11 protein-coding genes are annotated in these 12,076 nt (G+C 54.7%); 5 read left to right on the top strand and 6 right to left on the bottom strand.

Features of this window, described 5'->3' with window-relative positions; genetic code table 11:
* Positions 1 to 128: 128 nt before the first annotated feature.
* The 3 genes from EH207_RS01620 to EH207_RS01610 all read right to left on the bottom strand — a co-directional run bounded on the left by EH207_RS01620 (position 129) and on the right by EH207_RS01610 (position 3,181).
* The gene (locus tag EH207_RS01620) at positions 129 to 1,346 is read right to left on the bottom strand and encodes a type III effector (protein WP_217496112.1); all 1,218 of its coding nucleotides are present in this window, start codon (positions 1,344 to 1,346) and stop codon (positions 129 to 131) included.
* 9 nt (positions 1,347 to 1,355) lie between these two features.
* On the bottom strand, positions 1,356 to 1,748 hold the full coding sequence (locus EH207_RS01615; protein ID WP_137712453.1) for a CesT family type III secretion system chaperone: 393 nt from the start codon (positions 1,746 to 1,748) through the stop codon (positions 1,356 to 1,358).
* A gap of 332 nt (positions 1,749 to 2,080) precedes the next feature.
* Entirely contained in the window at positions 2,081 to 3,181 is a 1,101-nt protein-coding gene (locus EH207_RS01610) for a DUF1615 domain-containing protein (RefSeq protein WP_137712452.1), read from the bottom strand.
* A 296-nt stretch (positions 3,182 to 3,477) separates the two neighbouring features.
* On the opposite strand from EH207_RS01610, the gene atzF reads away from it, so the two are divergent.
* From atzF to EH207_RS01595, 3 genes are read left to right on the top strand one after another with little or no spacing between them, the layout of a single operon-like run.
* Complete coding sequence (gene atzF / locus EH207_RS01605; RefSeq protein ID WP_137712451.1) at positions 3,478 to 5,265, top strand: allophanate hydrolase; 1,788 nt, start codon at positions 3,478 to 3,480, stop codon at positions 5,263 to 5,265.
* The gene (locus tag EH207_RS01600; protein ID WP_175413616.1) at positions 5,252 to 5,452 is read left to right on the top strand and encodes a hypothetical protein; all 201 of its coding nucleotides are present in this window, start codon (positions 5,252 to 5,254) and stop codon (positions 5,450 to 5,452) included. The genes atzF and EH207_RS01600 overlap by 14 nt, the downstream gene beginning before the upstream one ends.
* A 1-nt stretch (position 5,453) precedes the next feature.
* Positions 5,454 to 6,170 (top strand): GntR family transcriptional regulator, encoded by a 717-nt coding sequence (locus tag EH207_RS01595; RefSeq protein WP_137712449.1) that lies wholly within the window; start codon positions 5,454 to 5,456, stop codon positions 6,168 to 6,170.
* A gap of 78 nt (positions 6,171 to 6,248) precedes the next feature.
* On the opposite strand, the gene EH207_RS01590 is transcribed toward EH207_RS01595, so the two are convergent.
* Genes EH207_RS01590 through EH207_RS01580 form a run of 3 tightly spaced genes read right to left on the bottom strand, consistent with a single transcriptional unit; the run spans position 6,249 to position 8,863 of the window.
* Positions 6,249 to 7,067 carry an ABC transporter ATP-binding protein gene (locus EH207_RS01590; RefSeq protein ID WP_137712448.1) on the bottom strand — a complete coding sequence of 273 codons (819 nt, stop codon included), beginning with the start codon at positions 7,065 to 7,067 and terminating at the stop codon, positions 6,249 to 6,251.
* Positions 7,064 to 7,816, bottom strand: a complete 753-nt coding sequence (locus tag EH207_RS01585) for an ABC transporter permease (RefSeq protein ID WP_137712447.1) — start codon at positions 7,814 to 7,816, stop codon at positions 7,064 to 7,066. The genes EH207_RS01590 and EH207_RS01585 overlap by 4 nt, the downstream gene beginning before the upstream one ends.
* A 15-nt stretch (positions 7,817 to 7,831) precedes the next feature.
* Positions 7,832 to 8,863 carry an ABC transporter substrate-binding protein gene (locus EH207_RS01580; RefSeq protein ID WP_137712446.1) on the bottom strand — a complete coding sequence of 344 codons (1,032 nt, stop codon included), beginning with the start codon at positions 8,861 to 8,863 and terminating at the stop codon, positions 7,832 to 7,834.
* A 533-nt stretch (positions 8,864 to 9,396) separates the two neighbouring features.
* On the opposite strand from EH207_RS01580, the gene EH207_RS01575 reads away from it, so the two are divergent.
* Together EH207_RS01575 and aspA are read left to right on the top strand one after the other, a co-directional pair.
* Positions 9,397 to 10,392, top strand: coding sequence for a LysR family transcriptional regulator (locus EH207_RS01575; protein WP_137712445.1), 996 nt, complete (start codon positions 9,397 to 9,399; stop codon positions 10,390 to 10,392).
* A 225-nt stretch (positions 10,393 to 10,617) separates the two neighbouring features.
* A complete protein-coding gene (aspA, locus tag EH207_RS01570; protein WP_137712444.1) occupies positions 10,618 to 12,057 on the top strand; it encodes an aspartate ammonia-lyase in 1,440 nt (479 codons plus the stop codon).
* Positions 12,058 to 12,076: the final 19 nt, after the last annotated feature.

The raw sequence follows: 12,076 nt of genomic DNA, 5'->3' as shown, positions 1-12,076 counted from the left end.
CGCGGGGCATCATTGCTCATCGCCAGTCGACTATCCGCTCGGCAGATCGCAACATTACCCTCGGCGATACGGAAGAAATTTTAGAAATAGAAAATTAAGGGGAAAAGAAATGAACGCGCGCCGAGGGTCTACAGCACCGGTTTCCAGTACATCAGCAGATCTTCGCGCAAGGCGCCCAGTGACTGTTGCTGTGTTTTGGTGTCGGCAGAGAAAAAAGCGGCGTCGAACACCTCGCCCATACGTTGCCGACTGGCCTGCGCCTGTTCTTGCATCAGTTTTGCCTGTTCCGGCTTGATATCCGAAAAACTGAACACCGGCAGCATATTGCGGGTCCAACTATCCGGCAGAGGCTGATCGGCTGCGAGCAACGCCCCGGCGTAACATTCCGCCAACTGTTGAGAACCACGCAACTGCCCGGCCAGCCAAATCTGAGACTCCGTACGCTGCGAGGCGACCTGGGGATAAACCTGAGCGGCGGCGGTCGATACCTTACTGATGGCGCTGCTGTCGCCGCCGAAAAACGCACGCAGCAGCGTGTCTTCACCCACTTTACTTTCCACACGCTGCGCCGCCTGAGGCCATGAATCCCCCGAAGGCAGTTTGAAACGGTGGTATGCGTCTTTACCAAAATTCCAGAACCTGGCCGCGCTCGGCATCTTTTCCGTCAGGTGGGTGGTAAGCCCTTCGTTCATCGCTCTCCAGAAGGGGTGCTTTTCGTTGCGCGTTTTAAAATCCGGGTGGGTATAGCAATGGACGAATTCATGCTTCGCCACGTCGGATGGGTGATTTAAAAGCTGGATGTTGGCGCCCAACTCAACCAGCGATGTCTTATAGGTCCAGCGGCCCTGAACGATAGACGGAAGATTGTGCGATATCTCCGCCCTGGCGCCAAAACAGGGGCTATTGTCAGGGATATATTTGCCGTAGTGTTCGAGAACGGAATGGTTGCCTGCCCGTAAGTTATCCGGCGTCGCACGCTGCGCCAGATTCATTACCCCCCACAACGTGCCGCCGGGATCTTTAAGGAAATCCCCCGGATGGGTCAATAGCCGATGTCCGGCGGAAAGCGTCAAAATACCTGTCATTATCTTGATGCTGAGTGTGATTGGGTTGATGGGCAGTGAGTCAGACTCACGGGAAGACGGGGGCGAAACGCTGGCAACGGACTGCCGGGCCGATGTTTCCGGCACATTGGCGGCGGCCTGCAACCGCACCGTTGACGGTGCGTCCATCGGTGGCTGTGCCCGCTGGCCGCGGGCTGCATTCATACACATCGGCGTCGGACCGGCATCTTTAATGGCATCCGGGGACGTTATTTTGGCGGTTGAATCGAGTTTGTTCAGCACGGTCGCCCTTTAGCCCAATCTCAGCCGTTGCGCCGCCAGGCAGAGTTCCGTTGCCGTCTCTGCGAAATTGGCCAGCAGGCTTTCAAACCGCGTTTTGGTCAGCATGGTCAGGTTCTGTTCGTAGGAAAAAACCAGATTATTTTCTTCGGAATTGATCGTCAAAGCGCCGCCTCGCAACCTCAGACCGGGGAAAGCATAAGCCAGCATTTTGCGCAGCAGCTTGTCGTCCTCCGGGTCATTTCGCAACGGCAGGATCTCGGCCAGAAACGTAACGGTCGAACCATTCACATAAAGCGTAAGGGTGATGCCGTCATGCGATTGAACGGCGTGTACCCCCGTGCCGCCGTGTCCGCTTTGGCTGAGTTCGTCAAAAAGTTGGCGGGACGTGAGATTCAAGGCCATGATTGACCATTCCTTGCTAGTCGCTTTTTATGGTGAGTAGCGTTGAGCGGTGAAAGGTTCCGTTTATCAACACGTCTGCATATGGCGTTCCGCGCCGCTATCCGAGTTCCATTGTCGGACCATATTCCCGTTGTAATTACAGGATCACGTTTTAACTCTTTTTCCAGTAAACAAAATGCGTCACATGTGAGTACACCTTGGCGAATGACGCATTTCTCCAGGGCGGATTCCTTGCGTGTATCTGTCAAAAACCAATCTGTTTTGCAATTAGGTTGGCCACACGACCATAGGCCAGACCATCCACAACGCCGGTCACTGACCCCTTACCCCGACTATTGCGCGCTGGCCATGCACCGCTTGCGACGCTCGTCAACCCGCTTGGCAAACCACGCCGTGGTTAATTTACGGGTGATCTTCGGGCTTTCCAGGGCAATACCCGGCAAAATTTCGCGCGGCGCTTTACCGCCCGTCGATTGATCAGCCAACGCATAAACCCGTTCGTACAGCGCGGTTTCTTCAAAATCCAGACTGTCTCCTTTTTCCAGCGCGCGCCGGATCGCCGCATTGCTTATATTCAGAGGCTTACCCAGCGAACGCACCGCCAGTTCGGTCGAACCCGGCTTATCAGAAGCGTAATTGATCAAATCGCCATCCAGCGCCAGCGAAATGCCGCTCAACCGACTGACGGCACGCTGGAACGCCGCATTACGGCTGGCGTACCAGCCAGCGTTAAAGTCCGCAAAACGGTAGAGGGACTGCGTGTAATTCGCACGATAGCCAAGCAAATGCATAATCCCGAAGTACATTCCCCCGCGTCGGCTGAACACTTCACGCCGGATGGTGCCGTCAACGCTGTACGGATAGCCTTTGGCGTTGGCCTCGGCGAACGCAATGCTCACCTGCATCGGCCCGCCGGTATGCACGGGATTCAGACGGCCAAACAGCCTTTGACCCATTGGGGCCATATTGATGAAATCATCAAAGATCGCGCTCAGCGCTTTCTCGGTACGCACCTTGTCCAGTCGCTCGCTATAACGCTTACCGTTAGGAGATTTAATCAGCAGCGCGGTGCGCACCAGAAAAGCCGGGACATGTACCTTTTCTGCCCGGCGTTCAATCTCCTGCCAGGCAATTTTTGACAAGCCCGCCACCTGGGGATCGGCTTTAAACGTGGATTCCTGCTCCGTCACCGCCAACACCGAACACAGGTTTTCGTTGCTGGGATCGATGCCCTGCGCGGTAAAGGCAGCGGCAATGTCCGTCGCCCATCCCTGACGATCGCTGACATTGGCGGGCAATAGCTTCAACAGTTGCGCACGGACATCCGCCGGACGCGGTTCCGGCGTCTGCGAAGTTTCACTGGCGCAGCCAGCCAACGCCAATAGGGCTGCCAGACACAGCGGGCGAACCCCGAAAATTGGATAATGTGACATCTCACCTCTGGCTATTCTCACTACAAACAGCCAAGACGTTAGCTCAGGCAGGGAAGATGATCCAGCAAACCCAGAGACGCTGGCACGCTTTTTATCCTACGCCTGTCATCATGCCCGCTTCGCATCCCACCCGGCTCCGCGTGGGGTAACTGCCCCATATTGGCGCAGCACTGCCCGCTCGTCGTGCACCTTCATGCAGGTAATAGATTGAAAAGCCATTAAAAACAATAAATTAAAAAATGGCATGCTCTTCGCTTTATGGAGTTCAATCTTGTATACAAAATAGGATTCAACTCATGTTATCAGTGGCAGGCTTTACTGTTCAGGAATGGCAGCAACACGCTCGGTTGCATGCTGATACGATCGGCGAAATATTGGAAAATCTGCGCGCCAGTTTGTCTACAAACGATCCGGCCTGGATTTATCTGGCGACGCCCGCACAGTTACGCGAACAGGTCGAGGCGTTGCGGACAAAACATGACGCCCCCCTTGAAACATTGCCGTTATTTGGCGTGCCTTTTGCGGTAAAAGACAATATCGATGTGGCGGGCTGGCCCACCAGCGCCGCCTGTCCGGCGTTAACCTATGTGGCGGAAAACGATGCCACCGCGGTAGCAAAGCTGAAAGCGGCAGGCGCGGTGGTCATCGGCAAAACCAACCTCGATCAGTACGCCACGGGGCTGGTCGGCACGCGCTCGCCATTCGGTGTGGTTCCCAATACCTTCAATGCCGACTATGTCAGCGGCGGCTCAAGCTCAGGCTCCGCCTCCGTGCTCGCCCGCGGTCTGGTCGGTTTCTCGCTCGGCACGGATACCGCGGGTTCTGGCCGCGTGCCGGCTGGCTTTAACAACATCGTGGGTCTGAAGCCAACCAAAGGATGGCTGTCTACCGGTGGCGTGGTGCCCGCGTGCCGTCTGAATGACACGATTTCCATCTTTGCCTTAACCGTGGAAGACGCGTTCACCGTTGCCTGTCTCGCGGGCGGATACGACGCCACGGATGCCTATTCGCGCATTAATCCGGGTCTGGCGCCCGCGGCATTACCGCAATCCCCATGCTTTGCCGTTCCCGCCCAGCCCACTTTTTTTGGCGACAGGCTGGCGCAGCAGGCATGGCTAAAAGCCCTCGACGCGCTGGAAGCGGAAGGGGCGACGCTGCGCCCGATTGATTTCAGCGTCTTCCAACAGCTTGCCGAACAGCTCTATTCCGGCCCCTGGGTTGCCGAGCGTACAGCGGCCATCGGTGACATGCTGCAATCGCCGGAACGCATGGATCAGGTGGTCTACCGCATTATCGCCAGCGGTGAGCGCTATAGCGCGGTCGATACTTTCAAGGCAGAGTATCTGCGCGCGGAATTAACCCGCCGGATTCAGCAGACACTCAGCCAGTTTGATGCGCTGGTGGTGCCGACTTCACCAACCATTCACACCCTTGAAGAAATTAAACAGGAGCCGATTCGCTATAACTCACGGCTCGGGACTTACACCAACTTCACCAATCTGGCGGATCTGTCGGCACTGGCGTTGCCCGGCCCGTTTCGCGATGACGGTTTGCCTGCCGGGATCACGCTGATTGCGCCCGCCTGGCATGACCGGGCGCTGGCGACCTTCGGACAGCGCTGGCAGGCGCGGCAGGCGCTCAGCTTGGGCGCGACCGGCAAGTCGCCGCTATCACAGCAACAGCCGCTGCCCGCTTCATCGCTGCACGTTCGTCTGGCGGTAGTGGGCGCACATCTAACGGGCATGCCGCTCAACCATCAGTTAACCAGCCGCGATGCGGTCTGGGTTGAAGAAACAAAAACCGCCGCCTGCTATCGCCTTTATGCTCTGTCCAACACCCATCCGGCGAAACCCGGTCTGGCGAAAAGCGATAATGGCGCCGCCATTACCGTCGAGCTATGGGATATCCCACTGGCGCGTTTTGGCGAATTTGTCGCTGAAATTCCCACGCCGCTGGGGATCGGTACATTAGAACTGTGCGATGGCCGATGGGTGAAAGGTTTTATCTGTGAACCCCTTGCGTTGCGGGACGCCACGGATATCACTGAATTTGGCGGCTGGCGCAACTGGCTTGCCCGCCAATAAACGCACTGCGGCTGACACCGGCCGCCGTATCAATCACAGCGCGGACTTCTTGAACGTTGCCGCGATCGCGCACATCATGTGGAAGTCGTTGGCGGCGGATAGACGAGTCATTGTGTCGGATGAGGCATATTCGCCGCCTGCCGGATCGTCCGGCGATACGCTGCTACGGTTGGAACAGGAGAGATAACATGCAGGAAGGTTCTCAGAAAAAAAGCAAGCGCAAAGATCGCCCTGAAGCGCTGGCCGAGCGCGTCTATCAAACGCTTAAAAACGACATCTTTGATTTTCGCCTGATGCCAGGCGATCGTTTCAGCGAGAGCGAGATTGCCGAACGCATGAGCGTCAGCCGTACACCGGTGCGTCAGGCACTGTTCTGGCTGGAGCGGGAAGGCTATGTCGAAGTTTACTTCCGCAGTGGCTGGCAGGTCAGGCCGTTCGATTTTGAATATTTTGAAGAGCTTTACGATTTTCGCACCGTGCTGGAGCGGGAAGCCGTCCGCCGCCTGTGCAGCCTGCCCGTCGAACGCAGCAGCGCCCTGCTGACCGAATTGAAGCAATTCTGGATTGATGATCCGCGTCTGGCAGACGGAAAAATCGTCTCCCGCTATGACGAAGCCTTTCATATGAAAATGGTGGCAGCAGCCGGAAATCGTGAAATAGAACGCGTTCATACCGAACTGACGGAGAAGATCCGCATCATTCGCCGCCTCGATTTCACCCGCGAGGATCGTATTGATGCGACCTATAACGAACACGCCCGCATATTGCTGCTGGTATTACAACAGCAGACGGAGGAGGCGCAACGTATTTTGACCGCGCATATTGCCGAAAGTAAGGCCGAGGTGAGAAAAATCACCCTGCATATGTTGCAGCAGGCCAGGCGCTCGACGGCGACGCACGGCTAACGCGATATGCTTGAGTTTGATGACAAAACCGACGGGTTCCCCCCATCCTCCCCGGCCACAGGGAGGAAGGAGCCGGGTTTACGACGCCATTTCGCGTTTGAATACCGCCAGCGTATGGGCTTTGACCCGGATAAACTCAGGGTCGCTCATCGCCTCGGCACCGCGCGGCCGCGGCAGATTGAAGGGAACCACCTCAGCGACCTGCGTCGGCCGCCGGGTCAGTAGCAGGATCTCGTCCGCCAGAAATACCGCGTCCTCCAAATCGTGTGAGACAATCAGCATGCTTACCCCGGTGGCAAGCTGCACTTCCTGCAACTTATCGCGGATAAACAGCGTCATCTCAAAATCCAGCGCCGAAAAAGGCTCATCAAGGAACATCACTTCCGGCTTCGGCCCCAGCGCGCGCATAATGCACACGGTCTGCTGCTGGCCGCCGGAAAGCTCGTAAGGGTAACGCTGTAGATCGAAGCGGATCTCGAACATGGCGATCAGTTCTTCTACCCGCTGTTTCACCTCCGCTTTCTTCATCCCGCGGCGTACCAGAGGATAAGCGATATTCTCGTACGCGCTCATCCACGGAAACAGTGCGTCGCGGTAGTTCTGAAACACATAACCAATGGTGGTTTCCGACAGCAGTTTACCGTCAAACAGGATTTCACCTTTATCCAACGGTATCAGCCCGGCGATCATATTCATCAGCGTCGATTTACCGCAGCCGTTAGGACCGAATATCGAAACAATTTTACCGCGGGGCAAATCCAGATTCAGGTTGCTGTAGAGTGGCTGCCCGGCAAACGACTTATAAAGCCCGCGCAGGGTAACGTGCGTATCCGCCGGCGGATACTGCTCCAACTGCGGCCCGCGGTAGTCGGGCTGTAATACGTTAGATGTCGTCATGCTTTGCCGCTCCAGTGAACAATTCTCTTCTCGATCAGTAAAAAAAGCAGGTTCAAAAGATAACCCAACGCGCCGGTAATCAGGATCGAGGCATACATATCCCGGATATTAAAAATTTGCTGGGCGTCGATAATGCGGTGACCCAGCCCGTTTTCCGAACCGATAAACATTTCCGCGACGATCACAATCACCAGCGCCATTGACACGCCGGTGCGCAGGCCGACGAACGTTTGCGCCAGGCTTTCCATCAACATGATGTCCTTAAAAATATGCCAGCGGGAAACGCCCATCACCTGTGCGGCCATTACCCGCGTCTTCTTGGCGTTCATCACGCCATAGGCGCTGTTAAACAGGATCACCAGTACCGCGGCAAAGGCGGCAATGGCGATTTTATTCGCGTCGGTAATACCGAAAATCAGCAAAAATAACGGTATAAGCGCGGAAGAAGGCGTTGAGCGGAAAAAATCAATCAGAAACTCCACGCTGCGATACACCGTCTCGCTACTGCCGAGAATGATGCCGAGCGGTACGCCGATCGCCGCGGCAAAGGCAAACGCCATCAGGGTACGGTAAAGCGTCGAGGCGATATCCTGTCGCATCCCCGCGTCGCCAAAGGCGTGGAACAGATAACTCAGCGTCTCCGTCGGTGAAGGAAGCAACACCGGATTCAACCATTTCGCGCTGACGGCAAGTTGCCATAGCAGAAACAGCAGAATGGGGCCAAGAAAAGGCAACAGCTTACGGCTCATAGTGTCTCCTGGGGGTTAAGCTGAATACATCAGCGCCGCGACGGAAATGCGGTCACGGAAAATCTTACGCTCGGTAAAAATATCGTAGTACTTCTGGAAGTAACCGATATCCTGAGCGCTCATAGTGTTGTGCATTACAAAGTTCGGCAGCGGCACCTCTTTCAACAGTGCGCTGTCGATACCGGTAAAATTGCCGATATTTTCCCGCGCGGCATCCGGCTGGTTTTGAATAAATTCGACGGCGCGGGCATAGGCGTCGATAAAACGCTTGGCTTTATCTTGATTGGCGCCGATAAAGCTGCTGGTCAGCGCCGCCGCGCCGCCAAACCAGGGGGCGTCTGCATCGTCGAGCACATATTTTGAAATCACGCCGGTTTCCAGCGTACGCGTCAGATTTTTCATCCTGCCGACGGTGCCGGTCGGCTCCAGCGTATAGACGCCGTCAATCTGTCCGGCGGCGAGGGAAGGAACATGTTGTCCCACAGGCAGTTCAATCACCTGGGGATCGGTAAAGCCGTTTTTCTCCAGAATGATTTTAGCCAGCGTCACATTCTGGATGCCGGGACCGGTGGCGATACGTTTGCCCTGTAGCTCAGCAATGCTTTTTACCGGGCTATTCAGCGGCACCAAAAACTCGTCCAGTACCCATTTATGATTGGACGGATTGGTACAAATAAATTTGAACAGTTCAGGCATGGTTTGCGCCCCCAGCCCCAGCGCGCCCGTCGCAGTGCCATTGGCGCAGCCATGAATCCGGTTAGTGATCATGCCTTCAACAATCTGCTGCGGGCTGGCGAACTTCACCGCCCGCACGTTCAGTCCCGCCGCCTTGAAAAAGCCGCGCTCAACGGCGACATACAGCGGCAACCCGCCGACGATAGGCCAGTAGCCGATGCGGATCTCATCATCCTCAGCCGCCTGCGCCGGGGAAAGCCCCAACATGTCGCCAGCGACGACCGCCCCAAATGCCAGCGCGGATAATCTGATCAAGCGCCGGCGGTGGGGATTGGCGGGAGCGGATATGGCTTTATGAGTGACGCGTTTCATCGTTAATCCTCCAGAGGGTGCGCCCGGCGGCCACACCAAATAAAAAACCGAAAGTTGTACAGCAACTAAAAAAAGTGAATTCAAACTTGTATACAAGCCTGGAGAGATAGCAGAAGTTATGCCAATTTTTACTGCTTTGAATTCATAACGATTTTATCGGGCTGATGAGAAAGGCGAGCATTTATAGTGCGTATAACCGCCGCATTTGCCCCTCCGTAGTGCAGTGGCTCTGATTGGCTTGTCATGAATGACTCGCTTAGGTATCGGGTTCGGGATTAGGCTGCCGATGCGAATAACGGTGCTGATGGTCATCGGTGAACAGTCAAAGAGCGCCCTATTCCCCGGCTAATTTCAGCTTAGCTACAGCTAGTTATAAGAAAACATTAATCAGTGTCACGCCCTATATTTTTTCTGAGATTGACTCACTAAGCTGGCGTCAGTTACCGCGCCTGCCGACAAGGCATTATGGGTTAAACTGTCCGCCTATTTGAGTGCTCAATAACCCGGCATCCTTGCAACGCAGGCAACACCCTATGGTTAAACGAACAATGTCAGCCAATAAATTAATTGATATGTATGCCGTCCACGTCTTCGTGACGATGGCGGAGGCAGGAAGCATGACCGCAGCCGCGGCGCGGCTGGGCCTGACGCCATCCGCTGTCTCACAAACGATCAGGTTATTGGAGGACGATTTCGGCGTCGTGCTGGTTAATCGGGCAAGACGCCCTTTTGTGCTGACGCCCTATGGCATCGCCTTAAAAAACCGCGGGGACGTGCTGACCGAGGAGATCGCGAACCTCAAAGCGCAAGTGCTGGAGGCGGGAAAAGGCATCAAGCCCGACCTGCGGATCGGTCTGGTTGACTCCTTCGCCATTACCTGTGGTTCAGTGTTCACCAAGCGCCTGTTGAAAAGTTCATCGCAGTTGTTGATCCGCACGGGGTTAAGCCCACAGCAAGGCGAAGCGCTGATGCGGCGTGAACTGGATCTGATCGTGACCAGCGATCCGTTGATGGATACGGATAGTGTGGTGCGTTACCGCCTGTTTTCCGAAGGCTATTTCATCATCACGCCGCCGGAATATCGCAAATGCATCAGGACGGTCGACGATATTCGCGAGCTGTCCGCCGCGTTACCGTTGGTAAGGTTCAATCGCAACTCGCAGATTGGCATGCAGATCGAACGCTACCTGCGCAGGATAGATATCCGCGTCCCGAATATGCTCGAGTTTGATAATGCGGATACGTTAACCTCCATGGTCGCGGCGGGGATCGGCTGGGCCATGACCAGTCCCATCAGCTTTCTGCAATCGGAAACCCATTCCCGGCAAGTTTTGACCCACATTCCCGAACAACTGAATATTAAACGTTCACTTTATATTGTCGGCCACCGTGATGAATACAGCGCGTTTTTCGATGAAGCGAGCGATGTAACGCGTGAAATCATCAAAACCCTATTTATTCCAAAACTGGAGAATCTTAATCGAGGAGTAGCAAAACTGGTTTCCATTAATTCAGATTACACGGAATAGTGGGCCTGCAAAATTTCAGCTATGGCCGAATCACCGCCAAAATAAAGAGCGGTACGGTGAGATAAACGCGTTACCGCGTGCGGATCGCGAACGCGTCATCCTTAACTCATTATTCCATCCTGATTGGATAAAATCGTGATGGTCACCTATCGCCTCATTCATTCAGTGAGCCGTTTTTTTTAAATATGGTCAGATACTACCGAGCATGAGAAAGGAATAAGGATTATGTCAAATAACATTCGTATCGAAGAAGATTTGTTAGGCGCGCGTGACGTTCCCGCTAATGCGTATTACGGCATTCATACGCTTCGTGCTATGGAAAACTTTTATATCAGTGACCATACAATCAGTGATATTCCAGAATTCGTACGCGCCATGGTTATGGTGAAAAAAGCGGCGGCGCTGGCTAACCGTGAACTGCAAACCATTCCACGTAAAATTGCCGATACGATTATTCTGGCTTGTGACGAAGTGCTGCATAACGGCAAATGTCTGGACCAGTTTCCTGTGGACGTCTATCAAGGAGGCGCGGGTACGTCGGTCAACATGAACACCAACGAGGTACTGGCGAACATCGGTCTGGAACTGATGGGGCATCAAAAAGGCGAATATCAATACCTTAACCCAAACGACCATCTGAACAAATGCCAGTCAACCAACGATGCCTATCCGACTGGTTTCCGTTTGGCGGTGTACAGCGCCATCCTGAAATTGGTGGATGCAATCACTCAGTTGGGTCAGGGCTTTGAGCGCAAAGCCAAAGAGTTTGAATCGATTCTGAAAATGGGCCGCACCCAGTTGCAGGATGCGGTTCCTATGACGTTGGGCCAGGAGTTCCATGCGTTCAACATCCTGCTAAAAGAAGAAAACCGTAACCTGCTGCGCAATGCGGAACTGTTGCTGGAAGTGAATTTGGGGGCGACCGCGATCGGGACGCGTCTAAACACACCTGATGAATATCAGCATCTGGCCGTACAGTACCTGGCGCAAGTCAGCGGCCTGCCGTGCGTACCCGCCGAGGATCTGATCGAAGCCACCGCCGACTGCGGCGCCTACGTGATGGTACACAGCGCCCTTAAACGTCTGGCGGTGAAACTATCCAAGATTTGCAACGATTTGCGCCTGCTTTCTTCCGGCCCGCGTACCGGCCTGAACGAAATCAACCTGCCGGAGTTGCAGGCAGGCTCATCCATCATGCCGGCGAAGGTTAACCCGGTGGTACCGGAAGTGGTGAATCAGGTCTGCTTCAAGGTCATCGGCAATGACACCTGCGTGACAATGGCGGCAGAAGCAGGCCAGCTCCAGCTAAACGTCATGGAGCCGGTGATTGGGCAAGCCATGTTTGAGTCCATCCAGATTCTGTCGAACGCGTGTTACAACCTGCTGGAAAAATGCGTCAATGGCATTACCGCCAATAAAGCGGTATGCGAGGCGTATGTCTTCAATTCCATCGGTATCGTGACCTACCTGAACCCGTTCATCGGTCACCATAACGGCGATATCGTGGGGAAAATCTGCGCCGAAACCGGCAAGAGCGTGCGTGACGTGGTGCTGGAGCGCGGTTTGCTCACCGAAGAGCAACTGGACGACATCTTCTCTATCCAAAACCTGATGCATCCGGCCTATAAAGCACAGCGCTACATCGACGAAAAAGAATCCGTTTAGTTATCGTCTTTCAATCATT

Source organism: Brenneria rubrifaciens, from assembly GCF_005484945.1.
GTDB lineage: Bacteria > Pseudomonadota > Gammaproteobacteria > Enterobacterales > Enterobacteriaceae > Brenneria > Brenneria rubrifaciens.
Note: the sequence above shows the minus strand (reverse complement) of the source record. Positions and strands in the feature narration are given on the sequence as shown.